Origin of the sequence: Paenibacillus cellulositrophicus, assembly GCF_009363095.1 — a bacterium.
Lineage (GTDB): Bacteria > Bacillota > Bacilli > Paenibacillales > Paenibacillaceae > Paenibacillus_AQ > Paenibacillus_AQ favisporus.
Genome location: NZ_CP045295.1, coordinates 2867376 through 2882202, shown reverse-complemented (window position 1 = coordinate 2882202; position 14827 = coordinate 2867376). Strand labels below are relative to the sequence as shown.

Annotated in this window: 10 protein-coding genes and 1 other annotated feature; of the genes, 8 read left to right on the top strand and 2 right to left on the bottom strand. The window is 56.1% G+C overall.

Translation table 11 applies throughout. The annotated features are described in order from the left end of the window. Positions 1 to 31 precede the first annotated feature (31 nt). The 6 genes from GCU45_RS12960 to GCU45_RS12935 all read left to right on the top strand — a co-directional run bounded on the left by GCU45_RS12960 (position 32) and on the right by GCU45_RS12935 (position 8035). On the top strand, positions 32 to 985 hold the full coding sequence (locus GCU45_RS12960; RefSeq protein WP_152399250.1) for a carbohydrate ABC transporter permease: 954 nt from the start codon (positions 32 to 34) through the stop codon (positions 983 to 985). Continuing rightward, on the top strand, positions 982 to 1848 hold the full coding sequence (locus GCU45_RS12955; protein ID WP_076175792.1) for a carbohydrate ABC transporter permease: 867 nt from the start codon (positions 982 to 984) through the stop codon (positions 1846 to 1848). The genes GCU45_RS12960 and GCU45_RS12955 overlap by 4 nt, the downstream gene beginning before the upstream one ends. 99 nt (positions 1849 to 1947) lie before the next feature. Beyond that, complete coding sequence (locus tag GCU45_RS12950; RefSeq protein WP_152399249.1) at positions 1948 to 3672, top strand: sensor histidine kinase; 1725 nt, start codon at positions 1948 to 1950, stop codon at positions 3670 to 3672. Between the two features lie 30 nt (positions 3673 to 3702). Further along, positions 3703 to 5055, top strand: a complete 1353-nt coding sequence (locus tag GCU45_RS12945) for an ABC transporter substrate-binding protein (RefSeq protein WP_152399248.1) — start codon at positions 3703 to 3705, stop codon at positions 5053 to 5055. A 15-nt stretch (positions 5056 to 5070) separates the two neighbouring features. Next, positions 5071 to 6678, top strand: a complete 1608-nt coding sequence (locus tag GCU45_RS12940; RefSeq protein WP_152399247.1) for a response regulator — start codon at positions 5071 to 5073, stop codon at positions 6676 to 6678. Positions 6679 to 6772: 94 nt separating this feature from the next. After that, complete coding sequence (locus tag GCU45_RS12935; RefSeq protein ID WP_152399246.1) at positions 6773 to 8035, top strand: SGNH/GDSL hydrolase family protein; 1263 nt, start codon at positions 6773 to 6775, stop codon at positions 8033 to 8035. 768 nt (positions 8036 to 8803) lie between these two features. Here GCU45_RS12935 and GCU45_RS12930 read toward each other — a convergent pair. Beyond that, positions 8804 to 9718 (bottom strand): NADP-dependent oxidoreductase, encoded by a 915-nt coding sequence (locus tag GCU45_RS12930; protein WP_152403028.1) that lies wholly within the window; start codon positions 9716 to 9718, stop codon positions 8804 to 8806. A gap of 205 nt (positions 9719 to 9923) precedes the next feature. Between GCU45_RS12930 and GCU45_RS12925 the strand changes: the two genes are divergently transcribed. Next, positions 9924 to 10790 carry a LysR family transcriptional regulator gene (locus GCU45_RS12925; RefSeq protein ID WP_152399245.1) on the top strand — a complete coding sequence of 289 codons (867 nt, stop codon included), beginning with the start codon at positions 9924 to 9926 and terminating at the stop codon, positions 10788 to 10790. Between the two features lie 106 nt (positions 10791 to 10896). Here the strand turns inward: GCU45_RS12925 and trpS are convergent, their stop codons facing one another. Further along, on the bottom strand, positions 10897 to 11910 hold the full coding sequence (gene trpS / locus GCU45_RS12920; protein ID WP_152399244.1) for a tryptophan--tRNA ligase: 1014 nt from the start codon (positions 11908 to 11910) through the stop codon (positions 10897 to 10899). Between the two features lie 436 nt (positions 11911 to 12346). Further along, positions 12347 to 12658, bottom strand: a binding site (T-box leader). Positions 12659 to 13015: 357 nt separating this feature from the next. Between trpS and GCU45_RS12915 the strand changes: the two genes are divergently transcribed. Beyond that, positions 13016 to 14824 (top strand): sensor histidine kinase, encoded by a 1809-nt coding sequence (locus GCU45_RS12915; protein ID WP_152399243.1) that lies wholly within the window; start codon positions 13016 to 13018, stop codon positions 14822 to 14824. Positions 14825 to 14827: the final 3 nt, after the last annotated feature.

Genomic DNA, 14827 nt, shown 5'->3' with positions numbered 1-14827 from the left:
GATGATCCTATGAGAACCGCGGAGGTGCAGCATGGCAGAAACCGTAATCGCTTCGCAGGCCCGGAGCAGCAAGAAGCCTTTTCTGACGGAGCAAAGGCGGAGCCGGATGACAGCCTATACGTTTATTTCGCCTTTTTTTATTTTGTTCGCCATTTTCGGGTTGTACCCGATATTCTTTACGATTTATTTGTCCTTCTACAAGTGGGATGCGCTCGGCCCGATGAAATACGTCGGGATGAAAAACTACGACCTGATCACGAGCGATCCGACCTTCTGGATCTCGTTCAGCAATACGCTCATCATGGGCGTGATGGGCACTGTCCCGCAGCTGATTATTGCGCTTCTGCTGGCGGTCATGCTCAACTCGGCGATGACCCGGTTCAAGAAGACGTTCCGGGTTCTCTTTTTCATGCCCAACATTACGTCGATCGTTGCTGTGACACTCGTATTCAGCACCCTGTTCGGCAACAACGGCATGATCAACTGGATCCTGAACGGCCTGGGGCTGGAGAGCGTGGCCTTTAACTCCGGCTGGTGGGGCGTCAAAATCGCCATCTCCACCATGGTCATGTGGCGCTGGACGGGCTACAACGCGATCATTTTCTTGTCCGGCCTGCAGAGCATTCCGATGGACCTGTACGAAGCCGCCCGGATCGACGGGGCGAACCGCCGCCAGCAGCTGGCCTACATTACGCTGCCGCTGCTCAAGCCGTTTATCGTCTTCGTGACGCTGATCTCGACCATCGGCGCGCTCCAGCTGTTTACCGAACCGTACGTCTATTTGGGGCAGTCCGGAACGGGATCGACCCGCCAGGAAGGGATTACGATGGTGACTTATTTGTACAGCGAAGCTTTCCGCAACGGATTTTTCGGAACGGCGGCGGCCACGGCGGTCATGCTGTTTATCATTACGATCATCTTCTCCATGATTAACATGTGGGTGTCGGGACGGATGAACGGAGATACGGAAGGTGGTAAGGCATGAGTTCACTTCAAACGGCTTCTTCCCGGACGCCGGGGGATACGGGAATTATCGGCAAAACCCTCTTTTACATTTTGCTCGTGCTCGGGGCGCTGGTCTCGATCTTTCCTTTTTACTGGATGTTTGTCATTGCGACGAATGACCGCGGGGCGGTATTTCATATTCCCCCGATGCTGTCCATCGGCGGCGAGTTTCTGAACAATTTCCAGCGGGTGCTGGAGCGGACGGACTTCTTTCGCGCGCTGCTCAATTCGCTCTTTGTCTCTTCCATGGTGACCGTGTCGGTGGTGTTCTTCTGCACCTTAGCCGGATACGCCTTTGCCAAGTACGATTTTCCGCTGAAAAATGCACTCTTTTACTTCGTCATCGCGACCCTGTTCGTGCCGACCCAGCTGAGCGTGCTGCCGACGTACATCATCATGGCGAAGCTGCACTGGATCGATACGTACAAGGCGCTGATCGTGCCGGCGATGGTGAACGCCTTCGGGATTTTCTGGATGCGGCAGTATATTTCCACGGCGGTCCACTCCGAGCTGATCGAGTCCGGACGGATCGACGGCGGCGGGCATTTCCGGATTTTCTGGAGCATAGCGGTCCCTGTCATTACGCCGGCCATGGCGACGCTTGGCATTCTCAATTTTATGAACGTCTGGAACGACTTCTTCTGGCCGCTCGTCGTGCTGAAGAACAGTGAGCATTTTACGATCCAAATCGCACTGCAGCAGCTGTTCTCCAACCGCGACGGGCTCGATTACGGCATGATCATGTCCGCGACGTTTACGGCGACGCTGCCCCTTCTGATCGTGTTCCTTCTCTTCAGCCGCTGGGTCATCGCAGGCTTGACCTCCGGGGCCATCAAGAGCTGATTCCTCTAAAATCTGCCAGACACGAAGGAATTATTTCATGCCATGAAGAATGAATAGATCTAAAGACATAGAAGCAGGAGGCAGGAGGACCCAAGTGCCATGAAGCTCCGCCGCAAAATATTACTGGCTATTATTCTTCTGGTGTTCATACCGGTCATCATCATGGGCGTGGTCACCTATTACAACTTTTCCAGCGCCATGGAGAAGAAGTCGAACAATTTCTACTGGATTTCGCTGCTGGAGACGGACCGCAAGCTCAAGTTCGCCTTGAATGAGATCAACTCCGTCTCCAATGCGGCGATTACCCAGCCGGTCATTCAGCAGTTTCTGAAAAATCCGGACGTAAGTGTGACGTACGACCGCAAGCAGGAGATCAACAATTTGCTGATCAACCACCCGATGATTACTTCGTTCAGCCTGTACTCCACCAGCCAATTGATTTATCAGTACAATGCGCCAATGTCATTCGGCGATTTGAAGCGGCAAACCTGGTATGCGTCCATGCTTGGCGCCGAAGGGCGTCCGGTATGGTCTGGGCCGGGGGAGAACGGTTCGGCGGCAGCGGGCCGTCCCGTCATGATTCATGCCCGCGTCATCAAAGACTACTACTCGCTGGAGACGATCGGCTATCTGGTCATCTATGTGAAGCCGGACATTTTGGATCAGGTATTCTGGGAAGCCGCGACGCTGAAGAACGGGGACATTCTGCTGGTGAACAAAGAGGGCAGTGTCGTATTTAACAAATCCGGAGACCGGATCGGGGAGAACATCTCTTTTCCTTTTCTGTCAGACACGTACACCAAGACGAAGGACTATTACGTCGATTCTTTTCATCATGAAAAATCGCTCATTACCTTTCTGCCGTCCCACAACGAACAGTGGTATTTGGTTGCGGTGACGCCGCTGAAGCTGATTCGTTCTGAATCCGTTTCCATTCGGAATATCGCCATTATTTTAGGACTGTTTTCTTTGCTGTCGGCACTTTGGTTCGACCAATTTTTTATCCGCAGGCTGGTCCGCAGCCTGATCAGCGCCGTAAACGGCATGAAGCGGGTTAAGCAGGGCATCTTCGTGCCGATCACATCCCATACGCAAAGCGATGATGAAACCGATCTGCTGATCGACGGCTTTAACCGGATGAGCTCGCAGATCCAGGAGCTGATCCAGCAGGTCGAGACGGAGCAGACCCGCAAGAAGGAAGCCGAGCTGCAGGCGCTGGTGGCCCAGATCAATCCCCATTTTATTTACAATTCGCTGGAGTCGATCAACTCGATGGCGGTGCTGGCCGGGAACCGGGATATCAGCAAAATGGTCATTTCTCTCGGCAAGCTGCTGCGGATCAGCATCAGCGAGAACCAGGAGCTTATTCCGCTGTATATGGAGTTTGAGCATGTGCGCCATTACTTGAACATTCAGAAATACCGGTTCGAAGACCGGTTTGACTATGAAATCGACATTCCCGAGACGCTGCGATCATATATGACTCAGAAGCTGATCGTACAGCCGATTGTTGAAAACGCTTTGTACCACGCCATTGAGCCGATGGAGGACAAAGGATATATCCGCATCCAGGCCATTGAAGCCGGCCGGGATATCGTCATCGACGTGACGGACAACGGGCCGGGCTTTGATCCGGAGTCGCTTCTTCGCATTTGGAACAAGGAGTCCGCCGGATCGAAAAAGTACCATGACAGCGGCGTGGGTCTGAAAAACGTCCATGAACGGCTGCGGATCCGGTTCGGAGGCTATTACGGCATTCTCATATGCTCCTCTCCCGGCGGCGGATCGGTCGTCCGGATCCGGGTTCCGAAGATTATGCCATAGCACCGGTGCGTCAGGGGAGGAGAAAAACGGATGTTAAGAAGAAAATTGCGAAGCTGGGGCTGGGTGCTCCTCTATGCGGTCGTACTGACGAGCACGGTCGTCGTCGTGGCGCATGCGAACCATGAGCCGATCGAGGAGGACGCCACCGATAAGGTCACGCTGACCTTCCGGCATTTCTGGATCAGCGAGCATGACCGGCCGATGCTGAACATTTTTGAAGACGTTGTGCGCGAGTTTGAGGAGGCCCATCCCAACGTCAAGGTCAACTTCGACGGGATGGATCAAACGATCCACCGGGAGCAGAAGCTCAAGAGCGAGATGGTGACCGGCACGCCTCCGGACATGTTTGTCCTGTTTGGCGGCGCCGAGATCGAGCCGTACGTCAGGTCGAACCGGCTGCTCGATTTGACAGAGTTCGTGAACGGCAACCACCTGGAGAACGAATTTAAAGATTTGAAGCTGTGGACCTTCGACCGCCATGTCTACGGCCTGCCGATTGAAGGCAACGCGGAGCCGCTGTATGTGAACGCCGCGCTGTTCCGCAAGCTCGGGATCGCCATTCCGGAAACGTTAAGCGAGTTAAACGAAGCGGTGGACGTGCTGCAGCAAAGCGGTTATATCCCGTTTGCCCTCGGCAACGAAGAACGCTGGCCGGCGGCTATTTTTGCCCATTATTTAATGGACCGCTACGGCAATCCGCAAATGATCGAAAACCTCGTCGAGGGAAACAGCGGCAGCGCGTTTCAAAATGCGGCTTATCTGAAGGCATTTAACCAGATCGAGGCATGGGCGGAAAAGGGGGCATTCGGCCCCCATCCCAACGATATCTCGACCGAAGAAGCGATCGATCTGTTCAGCCATGGCAAAGCGGGCATGTATTTAAACGGCAACTGGGACATTACGCTGTTTCATAACGAGCGGGCGCCGGCTGATTTTCAGAACGATATCAAGGCGATTCCGTTCCCGTCCCTCGAGCCCGGCGGCTCCAAGTCCATTGCGGGAGGTTATACGATCGGAATCGGTTTATCTTCCAATTTAAGCGAAGCGCAGAAAAAGGCGGCCCTGGAGCTGATGAAGAGCTTGTACACGACCGAAGTGCAGAAACGGATTGTGTACGAGGGCCTGCGGATTCCGTCCATGCGTATTCCTTTTGATGCCGAGCGGACCGGGCCGGTTTTTCCGCAGGTGACCGCCTTAATGGAGCAGGATCCGCAAACCTTCGTTCCTTATGACAATATGCTGTCCCCGGAAGTGAACAAATCGTTTCTGGCGGTCATCGCAGAGATGATTCACGGGGGCATTTCGGCAGGAGACGCATTGCAGGAGCTGGACGTCTCCTCACAGCAGTACTGGAATCTGAGGCGCAGCACGGCGGTGAAATGAAAGGAGGGATAGGAAATGGAAGGTTCAGGCCGGCATTACACAGCCATATTGGTGGATGACGAACCGATCATTCTGCGGAGTCTGAAGGCTGCGATCCCCTGGGAGGAGCTGGGCATCGAGGTGGCCGGCGAGGCGAAGAACGGGGAGGGGGCGCTCGACCTGGTCCGGGAGCATGCGCCGGACATCATCATCAGCGATATCCGCATGCCCGGCATGGATGGTATTACGCTGATGAAGGAAGTGCTTACGGGCAACCCTGGACGCATTTTCATCGTGATCAGCGGTTATGGTGAATTTGAATATGCCAGGGAGGCGCTTCGGCAGGGGGCTTTCGACTATCTGCTGAAGCCCATCGATCATGACGAATTGACAGAGATGCTGAAGCGGGCCGCTGCCCGGCTGGACGCGCGGCGGGCCGACGACAGACTGCTGCACTCGGTTCAGGTGCTGTCCGTGATGGCCCGCGAGCGGATGTACGCGGAATGGATCGAGGGCAACGACCGTCCGCGCGGACCGCTGGCATGGCTGGAGAGCCATGAGCTGGATGAGGACTACTTTATGGCCGTTGTGCAGCTGGATCATTACCACCAGCTGAGCGAACGGTGGTCGATGGCCGAAAAGCGGCTGTGGCTGTTTGCGGTTCGCAACATTTTGGAGGAGTGGTCGCAGCAGTACGGATGCCTGGCGGTATTTCCTTTTCACAGCGGAGAATGGATCGTGCTGTTCCCCGATGCGCTGCAGCCGCGGAAAATCACGCTTGGCCATGATCTGATCGACCGAATCCGTACGTATTCCAAGCTGAAGTGCTCGGTGGGCCTCAGCCGGACGACCCGGGGAATTCATCAGCTGAGCAGAGCCTATGACGGGGCAGCCCGGGCGCTGTACCAGCGCTTTTATTCCGAGCAGGAGGGTGTGTTTGCCGATACAGAACACGAGGATATTGCCGGGCATCCGGATTTAAAATATCCGAAGCATCTGGAATCACAGCTGCTGGACGCCATCCGGACGCTCGATACGGGGCGCCTGAACGCATGCTGGGATGAGCTGAAGGGATATCTGGAAGAACAGGCCTATCCGAAGGAGGGAGCCGAGCGGCTGCTCATCGAGCTGACGATCGTTCTGTGCCGCCAGCTGGAGCAGGGAAATCCGCCGATGGATTGGCGTCTGGACGGCCTGATTCATGAGCTGCATGACCAGGGAAGCCTGCATGACGCGATCACCCTGCTTAAAGAAGCATTTGCGGTGCAGCTGACGGATCACCTGAAAAGCCAGCACAGGGAAGACGGACCAACTGTGGTTGAAAAGGCAAAGCAGTATATTTCGAACCATTATCATCAAGATCTCAGCATCGAGGAGGTTGCGGAAGTCGCAGACCTGAGCATCAGCCATTTCTGCACCTTGTTCAAGCAGGTGTCGGGCTATACGTTCCTTGAGTTTTTAACGGAGTGCCGGATGGACAAAGCCAGATACATGCTGAGCCATACAAGCGTAAAGGTGTATCAAATCGCGCCGCTGGTGGGGTATCAGGATCCGAAATATTTTACCCAGGTTTTTAAAAAGGCCACGGGCCAAACCCCGACGGAATATCGGGAATCGCATGCCGCCATTTCGGGGAAAAACTAATCCCCCAAACCGGTAAATGGTGGTAAACTGAAGTTAGCAAGCAAGCCTTTGGCGTCCTGCCGGAGGCTTGTTCCATTGAATAAGGAGTGATCACATGCTTCGAACTGTTCACAAGTACATAGGCTCGTTGTCCGTTGCGCTGCTGTCCTCGGCACTGGTGCTGAGCGCGGCGGGAGCGGCACCCGCTTCTTCACCGCAAGCGGCGGCGAAAGAGCCCTACCGGATCGTCGCCTTCGGCGATTCGTTAACCGTCGGCTATGAGCCCGGCAAGGGAGAGAAGGACGTTCCTTACGGTTTTGTGGACCGCCTGCAGGAGCAGGGGCTGCTTCACGGCCGGACGGAAACGCTGAACGTGGGGATTGCCGGGCTGAAGAGCCAGGGGCTCCAAAACTTTGTGGAAGCCGTCGCTGCCGGACAGCCGATCGGTGCCGAGGCGATTCAGTCGAACCTGCCGGATCCCCGGACCGCCCAGATCGGCGCAGCGGCACCACAGACCCAAGCGGCCGTGAAGGCCGCGGACGCCATTACGATCACGATCGGCGGCAACGACATGTCCCAGCTGCTTGAGACCGGGAGCCAAATGACGGACCAGCAGCTGTCCGACCGCGTACAGGAACTGTTCAAGCTGTACTCGGACAGTATGAAGGTCGTGCTGGACGACCTGCACGGCTTGAATCCGGACGCGCTGATCGTGGTCGCCGACCAGTACCAGCCGATGCCGGAAATCGCCGACAAGGCGCTGTATCCGAAGCTGGGGCAGGCAGCCCAGGCTTTTACGGACGTCATTGACAAGATGGCGGCCTCCTATCAGTCGCAGGGCGTCAATGTCAAGGTAGCCCATGTGGCCAAGGAGTTCGTCGGCGGCGAGGGCACGATGACGCATATCATCGCGGATCGGGACATCCACCCGAACCAGATGGGGTATGAAGCGATGGCCAAAGTCTTCTCCGAAGTGATCTGGGGCGGCTACACCAAGCTGGCTGTTCACGAGGCGGGCGCGCCGATGGGCATCATCGTTGGCGGCAAGGAGCTGAACACGCCTTACAAGCCGGTCATCAAGAACGGCGCAAATTTCGTGGCCATCCAGGACATCGTGAACGCGGTCGGCGCCACCTCCAAGTGGGACGGCAAGACGTCCAGCGCGACGATCAGTTACGCGGGCAACACGGTCGTCATCACGATCGGCGCCAGCTCCGTGAAGGTGAACGGCCAACCGGTCGCCGTCGGCGCACCGGCGTTCCTGAACAAGGTCGGCAAGGAATCGAAGACGTACGTACCGCTGGCAGCGCTGGCGCAAGGCCTCGGCTTCGACGTCCAGTACGTGGCGAAGCTGAGAACGGCATTTATCAATCCATAATAAACACGAGAAGGGCTTCCCCGGATGGGGGAGCCCTTGTTTATTGCGGAGGCTTCGAAGCTTAGCCTCTAGTTGAGTCGCTCCGAAGTCTTCTTGCAAGCCCGCTGCGCGTCCGGCTCAACGTGAGCATCGGCTCCGAAGCTGTAATACTTGAGGGTGGGTGCTCGGTGGCTTCTGGTGGAGTGCGCTTCGAAGCCTTCTTGTAAGCCCGCTGCGCGTCCGGCTCATGCTTCCGACCGCTGTTGCTCGCGAATTTCTGGGAATGGACGATGAGGAAGAAATTCGCTCACAGCTTATGCTTCCGATGCTAGCTTTCCTGTGGAAAGCTTTTAGGCGGCCGCTGCCGCTTCTCCAGCATGAATCCGGCCGCTCCGCTGGATTCGGGGAAGGGGGAGCATGCCTGCTGCGCTAAGGCAACTAATTAGGGCAGGGAGAGCATCGGCTCCGAAGCCTGTAAGGGCGTAGCCGACTGGTGCCCAACTCCTCTGATTAAGGCCCTTTGATAGCCCTGCCCTGAACGCTGCTCCTGCTGCTGTAGCCAGCAGGCAAAGGTAACTACAGCATCAGCTATCACATCTGCTACCCCTTCGTAATCTCAAAATCCGCTTCTGCTCTCTTCTAATGCACACCGATCTGCGCATAGGCCTTTAACCTCGCCCAACCGATGCATCCATCTGACCAGCTTCTGGCCTAGGTCCATACGCCGATGCTCCGCGTCCACGACCAAATCGCTGATTTCGGGCGAACGGCGGGGACAGCAGGCCTCCCTTACCCGATCACCAGCACGATCTTGCCCTGGCCGTGCCCGCTGGCCAGTTCGCGGTGCGCCGCGGCGGCCTCTTCCAGCGGGAAGGTCCTGCGGACGCGGACCTCCAGCTTACCCGCGGCGCAGAGCTCCGCCAGCTCGGCCAGCCGCGCGGCCGAGCGCTGATTGCGGATCATGCGGACGCCGAGCTCCGCTGCAAGCTCGCCGTCCACGATCGTGCCGATACGCTCCCTGTCCGGGACGAGGTCCACGGACACGCGGAGCGCATCCCTCCCGGCAGCGTCGAGGGCCGCATCGACGCCGCCGGGAGCCAAGGCACGGACCCGCTCGCCCAGGCCGGGGCCGTAGGCGACGGGGATCGCCCCCAAGGCGCGCAGGTAGTCGTGGTTCCGCTTGCTGGCGGTCCCGATAACCGTGGCGCCGAGGGCGCGGGCAAGCTGGACGGCCATGGTGCCGACCCCGCCGGCGGCGCCATGGATCAGGACAGTATCGCCCTTCCCGACGCGGAGCTCCTGCAGGGCGGTGTGGGCGGTTTGCCCCGAAGCTGCGAGCGCCCCGGCTTCTGCCCAAGGGATGCCCGGCGGCTTACGTACGATTTGGCTGGCGGGAACGACGACGTATTCGGCGTAGCTGGCCAGCAGAGCCCAGCCGATCACGTCATCGCCAGCCGCAAAGTCCGTTACGTGGTCTCCGGCCTGCTCGATCGTTCCGGCGAAGTCATTGCCGAGAATTTGCGGAAACCGGATGCTTAGACCAGTCGGGATCCATCCCGTTTCCCGGACGGCCAGGTCGAACGGTTGAACGCCGGCCGCTTTTACGCGAACCCTGACCTCATCAGGGCCGGGTAAAGGGAGCGGAACATCCGCCGTATGCAGTACGTCCGGCGGACCGAACGCGCGAATCACCGCCGCTTTCATTGTCTGTTGTTCTGTCATGCTATCGATCATCCTTTCGGTCATTGAATATAGTGATATCCAGAGCTTTTATTTCATGCCTCCTGCGGTGGGTTTGAGCAGCCTCTCTACCCTTCGGCCTGTATTTATTCTATAATCGATCATAAATAATAAAAAATATATATAATGCTATTTATTAATAACCTTTGGTATATAAGGAGGGATTTCGATGGAGCTGCTGCAGCTTCAATATTTTCGCAAAGTTGCCGAACTTGAGCACATGACCCGTGCGGCAGAGGAACTGCGCATTGCCCAGCCTGCCCTCAGCAAGACGATTTCACGGCTGGAGGAGGACCTGGGCGTGTCGCTGTTTGACCGGAAGGGGCGGCAGATCAGGCTGAACGCCTTTGGCCGGGCCTATCTGCGCAGGGTAGAGACCGCGCTGAACGCCCTGGAAGACGGAAAAAGGGAACTCGAAGATCTGGCGGGAGCGGAGAAAGGCAGGGTGAATCTGGCGACGACCACGCATAAATGCTTCTCCGACCGGATCGGAGATTTTCTGGGGATGCATCCGGAAATCCGGCTGCAAATTTCCCAGGTGAGAGAGCAGGAGAAGCGGGATAAGCTGTTAAGCGGGGAGCTGGACCTGTGCATCACGTTCCCACCGATCGAGCAGCCGGGTATCGAGGGAATTTCCTTTTTGACGGAGGAAATTTTACTGGCGGTGCCTTCGTCGCACCGGTTTGCGGGCCGCAGCAGTATCCGGTTAAGCGAGGCGGCGGGGGAGGCTTTTATTTGCATCCAGAGCAGCAATCCATTTCGGAAAATGACGGATCAGTTTTGCAGGCAGGCCGGGTTTGAGCCGGATATTGTGTGCGAGGTGGATGAGCATTCGGCCGTTGGCCATTTTATCCGGGCGGGGGTAGGCATCGCTTTTATCCCTGAGACGCTGGTAGATCGGATCGGATTTTCGTTTCATGTGCTGCGGATCGAGGAACCGGTCTGTCGGCGTACTTACCAAATCGCATGGCAAAAGGAGCGCTATTTATCCCAAGCTGCGCGCGAATTTCGGGACTTTCTGGTCCAGAGCTTTTAACCAATCAAAAAACCGCCCAAGGAACGGCTTCTGCCATCTCACCTTGGACGGATATTCTCCTATGGGCTAACCGGAGGGTTCCGGGCAGCCCATTTTTATTGCTATTTTATCTCCGGTCAAAATAGTTGATCCCCATAGCCTCCCGCACCTCGCCCATCGTTTGACGCGCGGCCTCGCGGGCTTTGGTGGTACCTGCCATCAGGATTTCGTCGATGTCGCCGGGACGCTGTTCATACCGGGCGCGGCGTTCGCGGATCGGCTCCAGCACCTCTTCGATCGCACCGGTGATTTTAGCTTTGCAGGTGGCGCAGCCGAGCGTGCCCCGGGTGCACATGTCATGAATATTGCCGCTGTCCTCGGGGCGAAAAATCCGGTGATACCCGTAAATCGTGCAGACCTCCGGATGGCCGGGGTCGGTTTTGTGCACGCGCGCCGGATCGGTTGGGGCTTTGCGAATCCGGCTGCGGACCTCATCCGTGGTGGAATCGAGGGAGATGGCGTTGCCGAGGCTTTTGCTCATTTTACTTGAACCGTCGAGCCCATCCAGCCGTTCACCTACGATGATTTGCGGCTCAACCAGGACGGGTGCGTACAGCTCGTTAAAGCGCCGGACGATTTTGCGCGTCTGCTCGATATGGGGAATCTGGTCATCGCCGGCGGGAACCAGGGTAGCTTTGCAGAAGGTAATGTCCGCCGCCTGGCTGACCGGGTAGCCGAGGAAACCGTAATACAGATCCTCGTATCCGCGCTCGGCCGCTTCGCTCTTGATCGTCGGGTTGTGGCGCAGCGAGCTGACCGACACGAACATCGAATAAAACACCGTCAGCTCGGCAATCTCGGGGATCATCGACTGCACGAACAACGTCGCCTGGTCGGGATCAATGCCTACCGACAAATAGTCCAGCGCCACCTGGCGCACGCTTCCCGCCAGCATTTCCGGCGTATGAAAATGGGTGGTCAGCGCCTGCACATCCGCCAGCATGATATAGGTTTCGTACTGCTGCTGAAGCAGCACCCGGTTCTTCAGGCTGCCGACGTAATGGCCGAGATGCAGCTTGCCGGTCGTCCGGTCTCCGGTGAGGACAATGTCCTTGGGGGTTGTGTTTTTCGAATGTGTCATCGTTATTCCTCCTGAATTTACATTTGTTTGTATACGGAACTTCATTTGTGATCATGTCTAGTAACCCGGTCTTCCCGGGACGCCACCACCAGCCGTCATCCATGGCCATCACCTCCTTCAATCATGCAGTTTTCAGTTTTGCTTTAGTTGAACGGGCAGAAGGACCGAACGCCGATACCACGCTTGGGAGTGTGTCTTAAGCTCATGCCTTCCTTAGGTCAAGCTTCAATCTCAGTCCCCAGTCCCAAAGCACATTTCAACGGATATAAGACGTTTATCGACGAACCTCCTAAGGCGCCAGCCCGCAATTAGCGGAACTTTTGCTTGCGATATAAGGAAGCCCAAGTCTCCGAAGCTAATAACGTTCTTATATCAACGCCAAAAAAGCCCCGCCCTTGGGATCTCCATGCTTAAAAAATTTCCAGACGGAGATCTATCCAAGGACGGGGCTCTAGCCCGCGGTGCCACCTTGATTGGCCGCCATCCTCTAGGGATGCAGCCCTGCTCAACAGGTACGGATTCCGGCGCTAAACGAAAAGAAAATTGCGTATGCCTTCCTCGATACCCTGCCCCGATTAACGGTGGGAACCTGCCGCCCATCCTACTGTCCGCTTCTTTGGGGAAGCGTTCCTGTTCAGACGGGGCACTCCGAAGCCCACTTCCGCGCGCGCCGCCACCGGCTTGCACCACCCGCCGGCTCTCTGTGAGGCCGCAATTCGCGCGTACTCTTCTTCATCATCGTGAAAATGGATTTGCACTATTGTAGCTCATTTTTTCGAGGAAGGAAAGAGGGCATCTGCCGTTATTCCGTTGCAATCCAATTGCAATCCCGGTGCTATTTCGGTCACGACTCCGTTGTTAACCTTTTGCTATTCCGCTGTTATACCGTTGTCATCCCGTCGCTATTCCACCGCGGCGATCCGCCAATAACACTCCCGTAAAATTTTACTGGCAACCCGCCGAAAATAAATTACACTAGGACTAATCGCCCATGGGCCTGTCAACCGTGCATATCTTACAATCGCGAATGATTGTCGTAGAAACGCACATACTTCCCCATTTTTATTGTTGGTATATTGAAAGAAAGCCGGAGGTGTTATGACTGATGAAGCGGGGGATCCGCAATCCGCTGGCGAGAATGAACGTCAGGCAGCAGATGATCCTGCTGTTTCTGGTTCTTGTCATTCCTGTGTTTATTCTGAACGGGTACGGCAACAACAGGGCGGGCCAGATTTTAAAACGCCATGTAACCAATGCTTATATAGAGCTGAACAAGCAAAATTTCAAACTGATCAGCCGCGATATTGAAACCGTTAACAAGGTGACGGCGACGGTGTTTCAGAATTCGGTGGTCCAGCAGCTGGATACGACGGGGAAGGACACGGTGCTTCAGCGGGTGAAAACCTACGAGAAGCTGGAGCGCATGCTGAGCTCATACTCGCAGGAGAGCGATGAGCGGCAGCCTCTGTACTATTCACTGTACGTGTACGATCCCGGCAACCATTACTTTTTTGCCCCTTATTATCCGGAGTCCAAAAAGTCCGGGGTCTATTTCTTTTCGAACGAGGCAGAGAAGCCGGAATGGTTTGACGAAGCGGTAGCCCGTAAAGGGAACGGCTATTTGCGGCTCACCGATCATTTATCCCCGCCGGCGAAGGGGCAGTACGACCAGAAGACGCTCGGCTATGTCCGCGCGATCAACAACATTGATCAGGGCGGTACGATCGGCGTGCTGATGGTGACGAACGTGGACGCGCGGATCGGCGAATCGCTGAAGACCGTGTCGCTGCCGGAAGGCGAGCTGTATTTTACCGATTGGAACAATCACATTCTGACCTCCACCCAGCCGGATGCCGAGGGCGTGCTCAGCCTTCCTCCCGAAGTGGAGCCGGGGAATTCACCTATGGGCGTCAAGGACGTCATTACGAAGGATTTTATCTATGTCGTGGATTATAACTACGTGCTCCAGCAGAAGCTGGTGTACAAAGTGCCGGTCAAAGCGCTCCTGCAGCAGCAGGACGAAATGAAGCATGTCATCCAGATCATCTCGGTCGCGTATTTCGCCGCCGGTTTGATCATCATTTTATATTTCTGGCGGTCCTTGATGACCCCGCTGCAGAAGCTGGTCACCTTCGTCCGGCGTTATGAGCCGGGGAATGCCGTGCCCGAAACGCCGCACCGGAAGCGTAACGACGAGGTCAGCGTGCTGATCTCCACCATTTACGAAATGGCCCGGCGCCTGAACGATCTGATTCATTACAAATACGACATGGATTTAAAGCAAAAGGAAGCGCAGCTGTCGCTGTTGTACCAGCAGATCAACCCGCACTTGTTGTACAACACGCTGGAGAGCATCTATTGGAAAAGCAAGATGGAAGGCAACCACGTATCGGCCGAGATGATCAAGGACCTGTCCAAGCTGATGAAAATCAGCCTGAGTCGCGGGAGGGAGCTGATTACGCTCGGAGAGGAGCTGGAGCATGCGACCGCCTATATCAAGCTGCAGCAGAACCGATACGATTATGTGTTCCAGGTGGACATCGACGTCCCGGAATCGCTGCACCCGTTCAGCATTCCGAAAATTACGATGCAGCCTTTGATCGAAAACGGAATCATTCATGGCATTAAAAATATGGGCGAGGACGGCGAAATCAGCATCGAAGCAGAGGCGTCCGGGGGCATCCTGCGCATCCGTATCTCCGATAATGGCTACAAACCGGTGGACATCGAAGCCATCAACCGGAACTTGAACAGTGAAACAAATGATCCTGCAGCCGGTTACGGGGTCCGGAACATCCATCAGCGGATTCAGCTTCACTACGGCAAGGAGTACGGCCTTGTCTACAGCGTCCGCCCGGGCGGTGGCACGCTGGTCACGATCACGCTTCCCGCCGAAAAGGCAGGCGGTTCATGACAA

Excerpts from the sequence above, each read along its gene's own strand:
- GCU45_RS12960 (WP_152399250.1), top strand. The coding sequence starts at position 32 with ATGGCAGAAACCGTAATCGCTTCGCAGGCCCGGAGCAGCAAGAAGCCT.
- GCU45_RS12955 (WP_076175792.1), top strand. The coding sequence starts at position 982 with ATGAGTTCACTTCAAACGGCTTCTTCCCGGACGCCGGGGGATACGGGA.
- GCU45_RS12950 (WP_152399249.1), top strand. The coding sequence starts at position 1,948 with ATGAAGCTCCGCCGCAAAATATTACTGGCTATTATTCTTCTGGTGTTC.
- GCU45_RS12945 (WP_152399248.1), top strand. The coding sequence starts at position 3,703 with ATGTTAAGAAGAAAATTGCGAAGCTGGGGCTGGGTGCTCCTCTATGCG.
- GCU45_RS12940 (WP_152399247.1), top strand. The coding sequence starts at position 5,071 with ATGGAAGGTTCAGGCCGGCATTACACAGCCATATTGGTGGATGACGAA.
- GCU45_RS12935 (WP_152399246.1), top strand. The coding sequence starts at position 6,773 with ATGCTTCGAACTGTTCACAAGTACATAGGCTCGTTGTCCGTTGCGCTG.
- GCU45_RS12930 (WP_152403028.1), bottom strand. The coding sequence starts at position 9,718 with ATGAAAGCGGCGGTGATTCGCGCGTTCGGTCCGCCGGACGTACTGCAT.
- GCU45_RS12925 (WP_152399245.1), top strand. The coding sequence starts at position 9,924 with ATGGAGCTGCTGCAGCTTCAATATTTTCGCAAAGTTGCCGAACTTGAG.
- trpS (WP_152399244.1), bottom strand. The coding sequence starts at position 11,910 with ATGACACATTCGAAAAACACAACCCCCAAGGACATTGTCCTCACCGGA.
- GCU45_RS12915 (WP_152399243.1), top strand. The coding sequence starts at position 13,016 with ATGAAGCGGGGGATCCGCAATCCGCTGGCGAGAATGAACGTCAGGCAG.